Origin of the sequence: Arthrobacter glacialis (genome assembly GCF_002909415.1) — a bacterium.
Lineage (GTDB): Bacteria > Actinomycetota > Actinomycetes > Actinomycetales > Micrococcaceae > Specibacter > Specibacter glacialis.
Genome location: NZ_PPXB01000008.1, coordinates 98,193 through 112,954 on the forward strand (window position 1 = coordinate 98,193; position 14,762 = coordinate 112,954).

At 64.5% G+C, this 14,762-nt stretch carries 14 protein-coding genes and 1 tRNA gene; 6 read left to right on the forward strand and 9 right to left on the reverse strand.

Annotation, left to right across the window (positions count from 1 at the left end; genetic code table 11):
• Positions 1-18 precede the first annotated feature (18 nt).
• The 5 genes from CVS28_RS11385 to CVS28_RS11405 all read left to right on the forward strand — a co-directional run bounded on the left by CVS28_RS11385 (position 19) and on the right by CVS28_RS11405 (position 4,414).
• The gene (locus CVS28_RS11385) at positions 19-1,062 is read left to right on the forward strand and encodes an enoyl-CoA hydratase/isomerase family protein (protein ID WP_243399849.1); all 1,044 of its coding nucleotides are present in this window, start codon (positions 19-21) and stop codon (positions 1,060-1,062) included.
• 64 nt (positions 1,063-1,126) lie between these two features.
• The gene (mmsB, locus tag CVS28_RS11390) at positions 1,127-2,065 is read left to right on the forward strand and encodes a 3-hydroxyisobutyrate dehydrogenase (RefSeq protein ID WP_207767449.1); all 939 of its coding nucleotides are present in this window, start codon (positions 1,127-1,129) and stop codon (positions 2,063-2,065) included.
• A 61-nt stretch (positions 2,066-2,126) separates the two neighbouring features.
• Positions 2,127-2,903, forward strand: coding sequence for an enoyl-CoA hydratase (locus tag CVS28_RS11395; protein ID WP_103481583.1), 777 nt, complete (start codon positions 2,127-2,129; stop codon positions 2,901-2,903).
• A 172-nt stretch (positions 2,904-3,075) separates the two neighbouring features.
• Positions 3,076-3,152, forward strand: a tRNA-Met gene (locus CVS28_RS11400).
• Between the two features lie 164 nt (positions 3,153-3,316).
• Positions 3,317-4,414, forward strand: a complete 1,098-nt coding sequence (locus tag CVS28_RS11405; protein ID WP_103481584.1) for a pyridoxal-phosphate-dependent aminotransferase family protein — start codon at positions 3,317-3,319, stop codon at positions 4,412-4,414.
• Positions 4,415-4,424: 10 nt separating this feature from the next.
• On the opposite strand, the gene CVS28_RS11410 is transcribed toward CVS28_RS11405, so the two are convergent.
• The 7 genes from CVS28_RS11410 to CVS28_RS11440 all read right to left on the reverse strand — a co-directional run bounded on the left by CVS28_RS11410 (position 4,425) and on the right by CVS28_RS11440 (position 10,531).
• A complete protein-coding gene (locus tag CVS28_RS11410; protein ID WP_103481585.1) occupies positions 4,425-5,486 on the reverse strand; it encodes a sulfate/molybdate ABC transporter ATP-binding protein in 1,062 nt (353 codons plus the stop codon).
• Positions 5,483-6,340, reverse strand: coding sequence for an ABC transporter permease (locus CVS28_RS11415; protein ID WP_103464710.1), 858 nt, complete (start codon positions 6,338-6,340; stop codon positions 5,483-5,485). Before CVS28_RS11415 ends, CVS28_RS11410 begins: the two co-directional genes overlap by 4 nt.
• Positions 6,318-7,133 (reverse strand): molybdate ABC transporter substrate-binding protein, encoded by an 816-nt coding sequence (gene modA / locus CVS28_RS11420; protein WP_103481633.1) that lies wholly within the window; start codon positions 7,131-7,133, stop codon positions 6,318-6,320. The genes CVS28_RS11415 and modA overlap by 23 nt, the downstream gene beginning before the upstream one ends.
• A gap of 56 nt (positions 7,134-7,189) precedes the next feature.
• Positions 7,190-7,600 (reverse strand): TOBE domain-containing protein, encoded by a 411-nt coding sequence (locus CVS28_RS11425; protein WP_103481586.1) that lies wholly within the window; start codon positions 7,598-7,600, stop codon positions 7,190-7,192.
• An 80-nt stretch (positions 7,601-7,680) separates the two neighbouring features.
• Complete coding sequence (locus CVS28_RS11430; protein WP_423716399.1) at positions 7,681-8,688, reverse strand: NAD-dependent epimerase/dehydratase family protein; 1,008 nt, start codon at positions 8,686-8,688, stop codon at positions 7,681-7,683.
• Entirely contained in the window at positions 8,682-9,653 is a 972-nt protein-coding gene (locus CVS28_RS11435) for an aldo/keto reductase (protein ID WP_103464708.1), read from the reverse strand. The genes CVS28_RS11430 and CVS28_RS11435 overlap by 7 nt, the downstream gene beginning before the upstream one ends.
• A gap of 2 nt (positions 9,654-9,655) precedes the next feature.
• Positions 9,656-10,531 carry a helix-turn-helix transcriptional regulator gene (locus tag CVS28_RS11440; protein WP_103481587.1) on the reverse strand — a complete coding sequence of 292 codons (876 nt, stop codon included), beginning with the start codon at positions 10,529-10,531 and terminating at the stop codon, positions 9,656-9,658.
• A 191-nt stretch (positions 10,532-10,722) separates the two neighbouring features.
• On the opposite strand from CVS28_RS11440, the gene CVS28_RS11445 reads away from it, so the two are divergent.
• The gene (locus CVS28_RS11445; RefSeq protein WP_103481635.1) at positions 10,723-11,544 is read left to right on the forward strand and encodes an aldo/keto reductase; all 822 of its coding nucleotides are present in this window, start codon (positions 10,723-10,725) and stop codon (positions 11,542-11,544) included.
• A gap of 52 nt (positions 11,545-11,596) precedes the next feature.
• Here the strand turns inward: CVS28_RS11445 and CVS28_RS11450 are convergent, their stop codons facing one another.
• Positions 11,597-12,373 (reverse strand): PspA/IM30 family protein, encoded by a 777-nt coding sequence (locus CVS28_RS11450; RefSeq protein WP_103464706.1) that lies wholly within the window; start codon positions 12,371-12,373, stop codon positions 11,597-11,599.
• A gap of 214 nt (positions 12,374-12,587) precedes the next feature.
• Positions 12,588-14,606, reverse strand: coding sequence for a TPM domain-containing protein (locus CVS28_RS11455; RefSeq protein WP_103481588.1), 2,019 nt, complete (start codon positions 14,604-14,606; stop codon positions 12,588-12,590).
• Positions 14,607-14,762: the final 156 nt, after the last annotated feature.

The window sequence follows — 14,762 nt, forward strand, 5'->3', positions numbered from 1 at the left end:
GCAATGGAGGATAGGTACATGGAGCACAATGACGTTCTACACCAGCAAACTGGCCAGCTGGGGCACCTGATTCTCAACCGCCCCGAGGCCATGAATGCGCTCAATCCGGCCATGATTTCCACCCTTGCCCAGTGCCTGGATGAGTGGGAGGCTGACGACGCCGTTTCAACAGTTCTCATTTCCGGTGCCGGTGAGCGGGGCTTGTGCGCCGGCGGGGACATCGTCTCCATCTATCACGACGCCCGTACCGGCGGGGACACCAGCGAAACGTTTTGGCGCGATGAATACCATCTCAATGCCCGCATCAAACGCTACCCAAAACCCATTGTGACGTTCATGGACGGGGTGGTGCTGGGCGGGGGTGTGGGCATTTCGGCCCACGCGTCCCACCGGATTGTCACCGAGCGCTCCCGAATTGGCATGCCGGAGACCGGGATCGGCTTCGTCCCCGATGTGGGCGGCACGTATCTGCTCTCCCGCGCCCCCGGCGAACTGGGCACCCACGCGGCCCTGACCGCTGCCATGGTCAACGGCGCCGACGCCATCGCGATGGGTCTGGCCAGCCACTTTGTGGAATCGGCGTCGCTGGCCACGCTGGTGGACGAGCTGGCCGAGCGTAACGCAAGCTCCGCCGTCGCACGCTGGGGCCAAGCCGCACCGGAGTCCGCTTTGGCGCAGCAGCGCTGGTGGATTGATGAGGCGTACGCCCCTGATCGCGTGGAGACCATCCTTGCGCGCTTGTCCCGCGTGGGCGATCCGGCGGCGGATGCAGCGGCTGCCGCGATTGCTGCGAAGTCGCCCACGGCCGTGAGTGTCGCCCTTGCGGCGCTGCGGCGGGCGCGGGCACTGGGGACTTTGGAGGAGGCGTTGAACCAGGAGTTCAGGGTCTCGTTGCGGGCACTGCGCTGGCCGGATTTTGCCGAGGGCATCCGGGCGCAGCTGGTGGACAAGGACAGGAACCCGGCCTGGTCCCCGGCAGCCCTGGCGGACGTGCCGGAAGACGTGGTGGCGGAGGCGTTTGCCAGCCTGGGTGAGCGGGAACTGGGCTTGCTGGCGCCCTAGCTGGTTTTGGCACTGAACTTTTGGCACTGATTTTTCGGCAGGGATGACAAGAAAGGAAACAACCATGAGCGAGGAATCGATGGCGGGACGTGATGCCAAGGTTGCCTTCATTGGGCTGGGGCACATGGGCGGGCCCATGGCGGCAAATTTGGTGGCTGCGGGCTATCCGGTGACCGGCTTTGATGTGGTGCCGGCAGCGCTTGCCGCGGCGCACACAGCCGGTGTCGTGGTGGCCTCATCCGCTTCCGGGGCGGCGCTCGGGGCCGATGTCATCATCACCATGCTGCCCGCCGGCAAGCATGTATTTGCCGCTTTTGAGGGGGAGGGGCCCGGCGGTGGTTTGCTGGCGGCTGCCAAACCCGGGGCGTTGTTTTTGGAATGCTCCACCATCTCGGTGGAGGACGCCCGCACGGCCCACGAGATGGTGGTGGCCAGCGGGCACCGGGGCCTGGATGCGCCGGTTTCCGGCGGTGTTGTGGGGGCCGAGGCCGGGACACTGACGTTCATGGTGGGCGGTTCCGAGGAAGATTTCGCGGCCGCCGGCCCGATCCTCGAGGTCATGGGCAGGCGCATTGTGCTGTGCGGCGGGCCCGGCTCCGGCCAGGCTGCCAAGGTGTGCAACAACATGATCCTGGGCGTGTCCATGATCGCCGTGAGTGAAGCATTTGTGCTGGGCGAAAAGTTGGGCCTGAGCCACCAGGCGTTGTTCGATGTGGCGGCCAACGCCTCCGGCCAATGTTGGTCGCTGACCACCAACTGCCCCGTCCCCGGCCCCGTTCCAACAAGCCCCGCCAACCGCGACTATCAACCCGGGTTCGCCGGTGCCCTCATGGCTAAGGACCTGGGGCTGGCCGTTGAAGCGCTCAATGCCACGGGAGTGGACGCGGTGCTGGGCAGGGCTGCCGAGGAAATCTACCGTGAATTCGCCCTAGGTGGCGGGGCCGGAACCGACTTTTCCGGCATCATCAACACCATCAGGGACGCCACCGGCGGCGTTGACTGAGGTCCACGCCGGCCTGCTCTTTGCTTTTCAAACCATGTGAACTGAACGGAACCCCTCCACCATGACCCAGCACTCCTTGATCCTGACCGAACAACACGGCCGCGTGGGACTGATAACGCTCAACCGGCCCGAGGCCCTGAACGCCCTGAGCGATGCCATGGGCCATGAAATACTGGCCGCCGCCCGTGCGTTCGACGCCGATCCCGGCATTGGTGCCATGGTCATCACCGGCTCCTCCCGCGCCTTTGCTGCCGGGGCTGACATCAAGGAGATGGCAGAAAAGTCATCCGTGGAGATGTACCAGTCCAACTGGTTCTCCGTATGGGATGAGTTGGCACGGGTCCGCACCCCCATGATTGCCGCCGTGGCGGGCCACGCCCTGGGCGGCGGTTGTGAGCTCGCCATGATTGCTGATTTCATCATTGCCGCCGACAACGCCAAGTTTGGCCAACCCGAAATCAAGTTGGGCGTGATCCCCGGCATGGGCGGTTCGCAGCGGCTCACCCGCGCCATTGGCAAGGCCAAGGCCATGGAAATGGTGCTGACGGGCCGTGTCATGGGTGCTGTGGAGGCCGAACAGGCGGGCCTAGTGGCCCGGGTGGTGCCCGTGGACTCGCTGCTGGAGGATGCGCTGGCCACGGCCGCTGTCATCGCCGGCATGTCCAAGCCCGTAGCCATGATCGCCAAGGAAGCCGTCAATGCGGCTTTCGAGACCACCCTCGCCGAAGGCGTCGTGCGCGAGCGGCGGGGCATTTACGCCTGCTTCGCCACGGAGGACCAAAAGGAAGGCATGGCGGCGTTCACCGAGAAGCGCGCCGCCGAGTTCAAGCACCGCTAAGCCGGCGCCGGAACCGGCATTTTCCGGCGACTATCCGACGCGTCGGCCGCGGGCGGCCTTTGGCGTCTCCTTTACGTCGCCTACAAAAATACCGACTCCGGCGCCTCTCATGTGGGTCGGTAGCCTCTCGAGTTGGTGTTTGGGCCAAACACATGTACTGTTGAGGACGCAACGCGGGGTGGAGCAGTTCGGTAGCTCGCCGGGCTCATAACCCGGAGGTCACAGGTTCAAATCCTGTCCCCGCAACCAGATGAGGAAAACCCTCGGCCTAACGGCCGGGGGTTTTTCGTTTTCCCGGCCCAGAGGCCCGCCAATCAGCAGCGGCCGGACACACGGATCCCGCGAGATGCCACACGAAACCGCCACGGACGTACCCTTGGAGTGAGTGATCCGCCACCCCATGAGGAGTTGCCATGTCCCGCCCGCTGACTTTCCGCCATCTGTTCGGCCCCGGCCCCAGCAATTGTTACCCGGAGGCCATTGAGGCGCTGGGCCATCCTGTGCTGGGGCACCTGGATCCGTTGTTCCTTGAGGTGCTGGACAACACCTGCGCCGGGCTGCGCCAAGTCTGGGGCACGAACAACGCCCGCACCCTGCCGCTGAGCGGGACCGGTTCGGCCGGCATGGAGGCGGCGTTCGTGAACACAGTGGGTGCCGGGGATGTTGCCGTGGTGGCCGTCAACGGACTCTTTGGTGAGCGCATGTGCGAGGTGGCGCGGCGCACCGGGGCCGAGGTGGTTCGGGTGGACCACGAATGGGGCCAGCCCATCGACCCCGAGCGTGTGGCCGCTGCTCACCCAAACCCCAAAGTCATTGCTGCAGTCCATGCAGAGACATCCACGGGCGTGCGCTCCGACATTGCCGCGCTGGGCCGGCTCAAGGGCGACGCCCTGCTCGTCACCGACGCCGTCACCTCCATCGGGGGCCTGGAACTGCTCGCCGACGACTGGGGCATCGACGTGGGCTACGCCGGCACGCAAAAATGCCTAGGCGTGGCGCCGGGCCTGTCCCCGTTCACCATTTCCGACGCCGCGTTTGAGCGACGCATCAAGGACCCGCAGTCCTGGTACCTGGATCTGGGCCTGCTCGGCGGCTACGTGGGGACTGCCAGCGGCAGCCAGCGAACGTACCACCACACGGCCCCGGTGCCCATGATTGCCAGCTTGCAGGCCGGCCTTGCCAGGGTGCTGGGGGAGGGGCTCGACGCCGTCCGGGCCCGGCACGCCACAGCAGGCCTGGCGCTCCAGGACGGTCTGGAGGAAATGGGCCTGGAACTGTTCGCTGCCGAGGGTTTCCGGCTGCCGTCGCTGACCACTGTCCGCGTGCCCGAGGGGGTTGATTCCGCCGCCGTGCGCGCCTACCTGCTGAAGAACTTCAGCATGGAAATCGGTGCCGGCGTGGGCCAATTCGCCTCTTCGGTGTGGCGCATTGGCATGATGGGCCCCAACGCCAACAACGCTTCAGTGGTGTTCGTCCTCGCGGCGCTCAAGGAAGCCATCGCGAAGGTGTAGCGGCTAAGAGCTAGGCCGGGTACAGGACTACTTCTGCGGCCTTGACCACGAAGAACACCTCGGAGCCCGGCTCGAGGACCAGCTCGGCCGTGGCCGCGGCTGAAATGTCGGCGGACAAGCGAGCTGCCCTGACCCGGATGTGATCCCCGTGCGGCTCCAGCTCGGTCACACGGACCTTAAAAACATTACGCGGGCTCCCGTGGGGCGGGGTCAGGAACACTGACACGGACGACGGCGGGAACGCGGCCATGCCGTCCTGCCCGCCCACCGATGGGGGTACCGGGGGCACGGAGCTGGGGCGTCCGGTGACCAGCACGCCGTCGTCCATGAGGAGCGAGGGACCGTTGAGGGTTCCCTGCAGCACGTTCAGGCCGGCCAGGGACGCGGCAAAGGCGCTGCGGGGGTGGGCCAGGACCGTAGAGGTGGTGCCGGACTCAACGATGCGCCCGCCATCCATCACCACTATCCGGTCCGCGAGCAGAAGGGCATCCAGCACACTGTGGGTCACGATGATCGCGCGGCGGCCGGCCAGTACGCGCTTGAGCAGGCTGCGCAGGAACGGTGCGTGGTTGACATCCAGGGCCGCCATGGGCTCATCGAGCAGCAGCAGCTCGGGGTCGGTGGCCAGTGCCCTGGCCAGGGCCACCCGTTGCGCCTGCCCGCCGGAGAGCTGGGCGGGCAGCCGGGAGGACAGCTCCATGGCGCCCACTTCGCCAAGCCAATGCCGGGCGGCTTCCCGGCTTGCCACCTTGCCCAGGCCTTGGCTGCGCGGGCCAAAGGCGACGTTGTCCAAGACGCTTAGGTGTGGAAACAGCAGGGGATCCTGGGCCAGAACGCCCAGCCCGCGTGCATGCGGTGGCAGCCAGGTGGTGCCGGGGGAGAGCTCGAACAAGGACCGCCCGTCCAGTGTGGCGTGGCCGGAATCGGGCTTGAGCAGCCCCGCCAGAACCTGAAGCACGGAGGATTTCCCCGCACCATTGGGACCCATCACGGCAACGGTTTCCGTGGGCCCCAGCGTGAGGGACACGTCCATGGTCCGGGCGGCGAGGGCGGCCCTGAACTCCAGCGTCATGACGCCGGCCCGGCCAGCAGCGCGCGAAGCGGTGATTTCGGCACGCGGTAGGTCACAGTCACCACAACGGCGGCCACGGCGATGAGCAGGAAGGACAGGGCCACAGCAGCCTCCGGATCCGTTTCTCGCTGCAGGTATATCTCCAAGGGAAGCGTGCGGGTGACGCCCTGCAAACTCCCCGCAAAGGTCAAGGTCGCACCAAATTCACCCAGGCTGCGGGCAAACGCCAACACCGCACCGGAGACCAGACCAGGCAGCACCAGGGGCAGTGTGATGCGGCGCAGGACAGTGCTGGGCCGTGCACCGAGGGTGGCGGCAACCGCCTCATACTTTTGCCCTGCCGTGCGCAGCGTGCCTTCCAGACTCAGCACCAGAAAGGGCAGGGCCACGAACGTCTGAGCCATGACAACGGCGGCCGTGGAAAACGCAATCTCAATGCCCAAAACCTGCAGGGACTGCCCCAGCAAGCCCTGCCGACCAAAGGTGTAGAGCAGCGCCAGTCCACCCACCACGGGCGGCACCACCAGGGGAAGCAAAATCAAGGCCCGCAAAACACGCTGCCCAACAAACTGCGCCCGCGCCAACACCAGAGCCAGGGGAACACCAAAAATAATGCACAGGGAAGTGCTGGCGGTGGCCGTCTTCAAGCTCAGAAGCAGCGCAGCCAGTGACGACTCCGAGCTGATAAGCGCCAGAAACTGGCCCCACTTGACTTGGGACACCATGCCCATCAGCGGCAGCAGAATGAACAAGGCACCGACTGCCGCCACCGCGTAGATCCAGCGCGGGACTGCCGTGTAGCCCCACGAACGCCGCCGCTGAGCGGCCGGCCTAGGGGGCGCCAAAGCCGGCATCCTGGAGCACCTTTTGCCCCTGCGCACCCGTCACCAGGGCGATAAATCCCTGTGCCAGCTGCCCTGCCTTGGAAGATTCGACGGCGGCAATGGGGTAATGGTTGACGGTGGGCTTGGGCAGGTCCAAGGGAATGCTCAGGACTTTTGCTCCGGCAGCCTTGGCGTCCGTGACATAGACCAGTCCGGCGTCGGCCTCCCCGGAGGTGACCTTGCCCAGGACACCTGTCACGGAAAGCTCCTCGCTGACAGGCTTGAGCATCAATCCGGCACTGGCGGCATCAGAGGTGCTGGCGGCGCCGCAGGGAACCTTGGGTGCGCAAACCACCAGTTTCACGCCCGGCTTGGCAACGTCGGCAAAGCTGTTGATGTTGGCCGGATTGCCCGGCGGCACCACAAGGGTCAGGACGTTGCTGGCAAAGTCCACAGGGGAGCCCTGGGCCAGTCCGGCATCGCTGAGCTTGGTCATGGTCGCCGTATCCGCCGAGGCGAAAACATCCGCCGGTGCGCCCTGGCTGATTTGCGTGACAAGGGTGGAGGAGCCGTCAAAGCTCAAAGAAACCTCGACCTTGGGATGCTGGGCCTGGAACTGGGCAGCCAATTCCGTGAAGGTTTCCTTCAAGGAAGCAGCGGCATAGACGTTCAGGGTGCCGGAAAGTTCCGAGACGACCGGAGTGCTGCCGGCCCCCGAGGTTGTGTCTGTCCCGGGCGGTCCTGCCGGGGCGCAGCCGGCCAGGCCCAGGGCCAGTGGGGCAAGGGCCAGCAGGGCAACCGCTGCCCCAAGGCGCAGCCTCATGCGCAGGCAGTTCGCACCCAGAACGTTCGGGCCAGCGGATTCCATGGCGAAAAGCTTCATGATTCGCTCCCTGGGTGAGGCACTTCAAGGATGACATTGGTGGATTTCACCACGGCCGTCGCCACTGAACCAGGCTCAAGTTTCAAGTCCCTGACAGCTTCGCTGCTCATGAGGGAGACCACCCGGAACGGGCCGCATTGAAGTTCCACCTGGGCCATGACCTTGTCCATGACAATGTTGGTCACCAGCCCCACAAAGCGGTTGCGGGCTGAGCTGCCGATCCCCGTGGGGTCCTGCGGCAGTTGGGCCTGCTTTTTGGCCAATGCGGCCAGCTCCACTCCATCCACCACCATGCGCCCCTGCTGGTCCTTGCTGCCGTGCAGCGTGCCGTTCTCGAGCCAGCGGCGCACGGTGTCGTCACTGACGCCCAGGAACCGGGCCGCCTCGGAAACGCGTATGAGAGTCATGACCGCAGTCTATATCCTCATTTGCGGATTGAAAGGGGTAATGGCTCCGCAAATTCGTCTCATGCGTGGCCCGGATCCTGCTACAACCCTGCCAGCCTGTCCGAGAGCGCCATGAATTCCTGGCTAACCACACGGGCTTCAGGGTGCGCGTCATGCCATGCCAGGGTCGCCCGGACGGCATCGGCGAAGCGGATCCGGGTGGTGAAAGACGGCACAAGGGACTTGATCCTGGCGTTGTCGAAGATGGCCGGATGGGACTTGTCGCCCAGCAGCCCCGGCCCCAGCTCCGGTGCGAGGGCGGCAATGCGGTCGCTGGCCACATGCACCAGCTGGGGTTCAGGCGCGCCGGCGGCCGCCGCCACACTGCGGTACACGGCGTCCCACAGCAGCACGTCGTCGGAGGTGATGGTGAATGCTTCGCCGGCCACGGGGAGGCCGAACAGCCCCACAAAGCCCACAGCGAAGTCCGCAGCATGCGTCAGGGTCCACGGAGTGGTGCCGTCACCGTGCACCACCACCGGCAAGCCTTCGCGCATGCGGTGCACATCCGTCCACCCAAAAAGCAGCGGCAGCCTGGTGTGGTCGTAGGTGGAGGACGGCCGCACCATGGTGACCGGGAATCCGTCCTCCCGGTACGCCGCCGTGAAAACGTCCTCGCAGGCAATCTTGTCCCGTGAATACTGCCAGTAGGGGTTTCGCAGCGGCGTCGATTCGGTGATGGGAAGGCGGGCCGGCGGTTTCTGGTAGGCCGATGCGGTGCTGATGAACAGGTACTGCCCGGTCCGGCCACGGAACATTTCCACGGCAGCCCGTGCCTGCTCCGGCAGGTACGTAATGAAGTCGGCAACAACGTCGAAAGTCCGGGTGCCCAAGGCTGCGGCAACGGCCGCGGTGTCCCGGGCATCAGCCACCAGGAGCTCGACGCCGGCCGGCACCGGACGCACGGAACTCGCCGCCCGGTTGAGCACCGTCACCGTGAATCCCTGTGCCACGGCGAGGGCCACGGCGTGCGAGCTGATGATTCCCGTGCCGCCCATGAACAAGACACGGGGACCGGGCACTGCAGGGCCGCCGGCCAGGGTCACCACGCGTAGTCCTCCGGCGCCGTCTTGGGGCCGGGGAAGATTTCATCGAGCCGGGCCAGGGCTGCCGCGTCCAGGGAAACCTCCAGGGCCCGCAGGCCGGCATCCAGCTGGGCGGAGGTGCGTGGCCCAATGATGGGTGCCGTCACGGCCGGTTGGTGCAGCAGCCACGCGAGCGCCACGTCTCCTGGGGCATGGCCCAGTTCCGCGGCAAATGATTCAAAGGCGGCAATGGCGTCACGTGACTTCTCCAATGCCTCGGCGGCGCGGCCCGCTAACCTGCGTACGCCGTCGGACTCCTTTTGCAAAACCCCGCCCAGCAATCCGCCGTGCAGGGGTGACCACGGGAGCAGGCCCAGCCCGTAGTGCTCGGCGGCCGGAATGACCTCCCGTTCCACGCTGCGCTGCAACAAGTTGTAGATGGACTGCTCGCTGACCAGGCCCGTGATGGGGCGGCGCGCCGCAGCCTCCTGCGCCGCGGCCAGGTGCCAGCCGGCAAAGTTGGAACTGCCCGCGTACAGGACTTTGCCCTGTTGGATGGCAACATCCATGGCCTGCCAAATCTCATCCCACGGTGTGTCCCTGTCCACGTGGTGAAATTGGTACAGGTCAATGTGGTCGGTTTGCATCCGCTTGAGACTTGCATCCAGGGCTCGGCGGATGTTCAGCGCGGACAGTTTTCCCTCATTGGGCCAATCGCCCATGTCGCCGTACAGTTTGGTGGCCAGCACCGTCCGTTCACGCCGCCCGCCGCCCTGGGCAAACCAGCGGCCAAGGATCTCCTCGGTCCAGCCGCGGCGCCCGGAGCCGCCGTAGGCGTTGGCCGTGTCAAAGAAGTTCAGCCCGGCCCCGTGCGCCTGATCCATGATGGCGTGGGCGTCGGCTTCCTCGGTGTGCGGACCAAAATTCATGGTGCCCAGGCACAGCTTGGATACTGACAGGCCGCTGCGGCCCAAATGTGAGTACAACATGCTCAGGTGGTTTCTTCGCTGGAGTTGGAAAGCGGATGGCTCAAGGGTGTGGAACTCTCGCCCCACGAGGAGAGCAGTTTGAGTGCGTCCAGGGTGGGGGAGCCGTTCTTGGCCGTGTAGATGCGCAGGCTCTGATCGGGATCGTCGGGTAATAACAGGTGCTCAAAGTCAATGTCCACGTCCCCCACCACGCCGTGGTGCAGGCCTAGGGTGCCGGAGGATTTGCGGGTCACCGTGTGCCGCGCCCACCACTGGCGGAATTCCTCACTGTTGACGGCAAGTTCGCCCACGAGCGCCGTGGCCGCGGGGTCTCCCGGGTGCCGGCCAATGTCGGCACGCAACGTGGCCACGGCATCCGAGGCTGCCGCGTGCCAGTCCCGGAACAGGACCCGTGCGGCCGGGTCAAGCATGATCCACCGCGTGTAGTTGCGCTGCTCCCGCGCCATGGCGGGGAAGTCGGCAAAGAGCAGGCGGGCCATGCGGTTACTCGCCAGCACGTCAGTTCGCCGTCCCAGCACGACGGCGGGCACGTCACCTACCGCGTCCAACAGCTGGCGCATCGAGGCGCGCACCCGCTGGGCCGGGGGCGGGTTGGTGGCCTGCCCTCCACAGTTCTCCAGGAGGTCGAACATGTGGGCGGATTCGGCGTCGTTCAATTGCAGGGCGCGGGCCACCGACGTCAGCACGGAGCGGGACGGGTGGATGTTGCGGCCCTGCTCAAGCCGCGTGTAGTAGTCGGTGGACACGTCCGCCAGCCGGGCCACCTCCTCGCGGCGCAACCCCGGAACACGGCGGCTTGTGAGGTTGGCCCCCGGCTCCGGCTGCAGCCGGGACCGCATGGCGGAGAGGAACCTGCCGAATTCAATGCTTTGACCCATGCACCCATTCTGCCCCGGCCAGCAGGCGCAATCTAGCACCAGGGTAGGCCTGCTGGTCCTAGGATGGTTTCACACACCCCCGGCGCCGCCTGCGCCGGGCATGCGGGCATAGGCTGTTAAAAAACCGCACGGTTGAAGAAATGTGAAGGAAAGGAACCACTCTCGTGACTGAATATAAAAACATCGCCGCCATTCCGGAGCTGACCCTGAACAACGGGGTGACCATCCCGCAGCTCGGCTTCGGTGTCTTCCAAATACCGCCGGAAGAAACCCGGGTGGCCGTCACGCAAGCCCTGGACGCGGGCTACCGGCACATTGACACGGCCGCGGCGTACCGCAACGAGTCCGGTGTTGGTGCGGCCATTGCCCATTCAGGACTGGCCCGTGAAGATCTGTTCATCACCACCAAGCTGCGCAACGGGGAACAGGGCAGTCCGCGCGCAGCCTTCGAGGCCAGCCGGAAGGCGCTCGGCGTGGACTGGGTTGACCTGTACCTGATCCACTGGCCAGTGCCCTCGCAGGGTCTGTACACCCAGGCTTGGAAGGAGCTTGAATCTCTCTATGCTCAGGGCCTGATCCGCGCGATTGGGGTTTCCAATTTCCTGCCGGAGCATCTTGATGAGCTGTTGTCCAAGTCAACGGTGATCCCGGCCGTGAACCAGATCGAGGCGCACCCCACCTTTCAACAGGCCGGGCTGGCGCAGAAGAGCCGCAGCCATGGCATGGCCGTTGAGGCTTACAGCCCGCTGGGCCAGGGTCGCGACCTTGAGAACCAGGTTGTTGCCGAGCTGGCGGCCCAGTACGGCGCTACGCCCGCTCAAGTGGTGCTGGCCTGGCACCTGGGTCTGGGCAATATTGTGATCCCCAAAACTGTCTCGCCGGAGCGCATGCGTGAAAACCTGGCTGCTGCACAGATCAAGCTCAGTGGCCCGGATTTGGCCCGGATCTCGGCGCTGGAGTCCGGCACGCGCATTGGCGCGGACCCGGCCCTGGCAGCATTCACCCAGCTCTAACAACAAAAAAAGGGGGCCACATCGCCTAGCGATGCGGCCCCCTTCGCGCCGCCTAGAGGTTGTCGAACTCCGACTCATCCAGTTTTGTGGGGGCCGCAATCGCGGCCGCCGTCGGTGTGCCGCCAGCCTTCAGGGCTGCCAGACGGGCTTCCACCTCTGTCTGCTCACCCAAGTCCTCCAGGGAGTTGAACTGGGCGTCCAGGCTGGAAGCGGCAAGCTCATTCTGTCCGCGGACTTTAGATTCTTCCCGACGAATCTTCTCTTCGAAGCGGCTGACTTCGCTGGTGGGATCCATGATGTCGATGCTCTTGAGCGCATCGTTGACCTGGGTCTGAGCGGCGGCAGTCTTGGACCGGGCAATGAGCTCGTTGCGCTTGTTGGCCAGCTCGTTGAGCTTGCCCTCCATTTGGGTCAGGCCGGTCTTGAGCTTGTCCACAACCTCGTTCTGGGCGGCGATGGTGGGCTCTGCGGAGCGGGCCTCGTTCTCGGCGGTGATTTGGCGCTGCAGGGCAACCTTTGCCAGATTGTCGAACTTCTGCGCGTCGGTTGCATTGCCGGCGCCACGGAATTCGTCGGCCTTTCGGCTGGCGGCGAGTGCCTTCGAGCCCCAGTCCTGGGAAGCCTTGACGTCCTCGTTGTAGTCGTCTTCGAGCATGCGCAGGTTGCCAATGGTCTGGGCAACAGCGCCTTGAGCTTCGGTGATGTTGGCCTTGTAGTCGCGCACCATCTGGTCAAGCATCTTCTGCGGATCTTCAGCCGAATCCAGCAACGCATTAATGTTGGCCTTGGCCAGCTGTGCGATCCGACCAAAAATTGACTGCTTTGCCATTCTTTTCCCCTTATTGTGCTGTTGTACATCCAATAAAACGTGAACAGGTCGTGCCAGAAGTGCCCGGTAAAGATTCGAGCCTATGGTGCCTTCCCTCATTCTTGCCACAAGTTACTCTCCAGTGCAATGCCATCATGGCACGACGCCGGATTCCCCAGCCGGTGCCGCCCGTAGTGTTGCGCGGTGGGCAAACCCTGCAAGGGGCGGGGGCAGGCTAGAAGTTGCCGCCGCTTCCACCGAAGCCGCCACCGCCGCCTCCACCGCCTCCACCGAACCCGCCGCCGCCTCCACCACCGAACCCGCCACCGCCAAAACCGCCGCCGCCTCCGCCGGAGAGCAAGCCACCAATGATGCCGCCAAGAATTGCCCCGCCCATGCCGCCGCCCATGGAACCACCGCCACCTCCACGACCGCCGCCACTAAAACTGTCAACGTCATTTTGGGCGTATTGGATGGCTTGTTTGGCCAGTTCCTGGGCCTGTTGTGCGTAGGTCAAGGCGTTGCTGGGGTCCGATTCAGAAATGGAGAGTGCGTAGTCAAAGTTTCGCTCAGCCTCGGACAATCGTGTCCGGGCAGCGGATCCAACACCTCCACGGCGGGCTGCAATAAAGTCCTTGGCTGTGGCGATCGTGGCTTGTGCGCCAGCCAGGGTTTGTTGCAGGGCTGCCTGGGCCCGCAAGGATTGCTGCTGTTGGTCGCGGATGCCAGTCAGCAACTCATCGAGCTGGCCGTGGGCCGATTCTACGGCAGTCATCATGGCGAGCGGATCGGGCTTCCCGCTTGCCTTTTGCCTGCGCACATCGTTGAGAACTCCCTCCGCCGCTTGGACGGTGGGGGCGTAGCGGGCAAATTCCTGGGTTCCCACCATGGCCCTGGCTTGCTCCAGGTCGCTTAGGGCTGCCGGAAGGGCCGTTTCCAGCGTCTTTGCGGCGTCCCTTATGGCTGCCTCAGTTTTGGTGATTGCCTCAAGCAAAACACCTGACTGCAACAGACTTTCCTCCGCAGCTTTCACGGAAACGGCTGCAGCAGCGCTCTGCCCGGCCGCAAGCTTGGCGTCAGCGTCGGTGGCCGCCGTGTCCACAAAATCAAGGCGCTCCTTGGCCTGTGCCACATTGTCCCGCACCGGGGCCACAGCCGAATCGGAATATTGCGCGGTCAGGGCGGCCAATTTTTGTTCAGCCGATGCCACAGCTGTTCTGGCCTCCCCGGCTTGGGTGCGGATGCTGCTCAGCACCGCTGGTGCAGTTCGCTCCAGCTCACGTAATTCGTCAAAGGCGGCCTTTTCGGCGTTCAAGGCCGCATTGGCATCTTCGCTGCGCCTGATGATTTCACCCAACCACTGCCGCTGCTGCTCTATGGTGTCGGGAATTTCATCATCGAGTTGCTGCTGGAGTTTGAAGGACTCGGAGAGGTGCGCCTTGGCGCTGTCCAAGGCAGCCTGGAAGGGTTTGACGGCCTCATCGCCGTACGATGCCTGGGCGAAACCAATTTCGTGCTCACTGGTGTTGATGGCGTCGTCGGCGGCAATCAACAGCGATCCGGCCTTTGACCTCAGCTCGGCAATGGACATGCCGGCATGGGGATCCAGGGGTTTCCCGTCGGGCCCGAAGCCCTGGGCAGTGGCCTCAGCGGCCGCCTTCTTGCGTTTGTTGCGAATGTACAGGGCCGTGCCCGCGCCGCCAACCACCACGACGCCGCCAATGCCCAGGGCCACCAGGCCGCCAGTGGGGTCCGGGACGTTGCCCTTGCCGCCGCCGGCGGCGTCGCCCAAGGCGCCCGCTGCATCAATGGCTGCCTGCGCCCAATTGCTGGCTGCCAGCTGGGGCTTGATGGCGCTGGCTTGAATGTTTTGGTTCTTGTCGTCAGGAATCACTGATTTGTCAGCCAGGAGTGCATATTTCCTGTCCTTGACGGCCACCACCAGCAGGGCGTCGTTGGCGCCCAGCTGCTTGGTGTTGGCCACCTCGGTGCCCCAGGCCTCGCCGCTGAGGCTGTCAAAGGAGTCCACGTACACAACAAAGAACGTCAGTCCGTGGTCTTGGGCCAGCTTGTCAATGGCGGATTGGACCTTTGCCTTGTCATTGCCCAGCACATTGGCGTTGTCAACGATGAACGTGCCCGCCGGAATGCTCACAGGGGGTTCAGCCTGGGCAATCCCGGCGGGGACCAGCAGGAAAGCCAGCAATGCCAATGCTGCTAGAAATGGAGAAAATACCTTCAACCGTGAAAACATCGCTCACCTTTTGACGTTGGGCCTTGGTGTGGTTCGGCCTTAATACTTCACACGATACTATGGGGCCGTTTTGTTTGGCGTCCACGATCTTTCGCTCAACGGAAAACTCTGTGAGTCAAGGAGATTGAGCCATAATGGTGCTAGACGAACCTTCAC

Excerpts from the sequence above, each read along its gene's own strand:
- CVS28_RS11385 (WP_243399849.1), top strand. The coding sequence starts at position 19 with ATGGAGCACAATGACGTTCTACACCAGCAAACTGGCCAGCTGGGGCAC.
- mmsB (WP_207767449.1), top strand. The coding sequence starts at position 1,127 with ATGAGCGAGGAATCGATGGCGGGACGTGATGCCAAGGTTGCCTTCATT.
- CVS28_RS11395 (WP_103481583.1), top strand. The coding sequence starts at position 2,127 with ATGACCCAGCACTCCTTGATCCTGACCGAACAACACGGCCGCGTGGGA.
- CVS28_RS11405 (WP_103481584.1), top strand. The coding sequence starts at position 3,317 with ATGTCCCGCCCGCTGACTTTCCGCCATCTGTTCGGCCCCGGCCCCAGC.
- CVS28_RS11410 (WP_103481585.1), bottom strand. The coding sequence starts at position 5,486 with ATGACGCTGGAGTTCAGGGCCGCCCTCGCCGCCCGGACCATGGACGTG.
- CVS28_RS11415 (WP_103464710.1), bottom strand. The coding sequence starts at position 6,340 with ATGCCGGCTTTGGCGCCCCCTAGGCCGGCCGCTCAGCGGCGGCGTTCG.
- modA (WP_103481633.1), bottom strand. The coding sequence starts at position 7,133 with ATGAGGCTGCGCCTTGGGGCAGCGGTTGCCCTGCTGGCCCTTGCCCCA.
- CVS28_RS11425 (WP_103481586.1), bottom strand. The coding sequence starts at position 7,600 with ATGACTCTCATACGCGTTTCCGAGGCGGCCCGGTTCCTGGGCGTCAGT.
- CVS28_RS11435 (WP_103464708.1), bottom strand. The coding sequence starts at position 9,653 with ATGTTGTACTCACATTTGGGCCGCAGCGGCCTGTCAGTATCCAAGCTG.
- CVS28_RS11440 (WP_103481587.1), bottom strand. The coding sequence starts at position 10,531 with ATGGGTCAAAGCATTGAATTCGGCAGGTTCCTCTCCGCCATGCGGTCC.
- CVS28_RS11450 (WP_103464706.1), bottom strand. The coding sequence starts at position 12,373 with ATGGCAAAGCAGTCAATTTTTGGTCGGATCGCACAGCTGGCCAAGGCC.
- CVS28_RS11455 (WP_103481588.1), bottom strand. The coding sequence starts at position 14,606 with ATGTTTTCACGGTTGAAGGTATTTTCTCCATTTCTAGCAGCATTGGCA.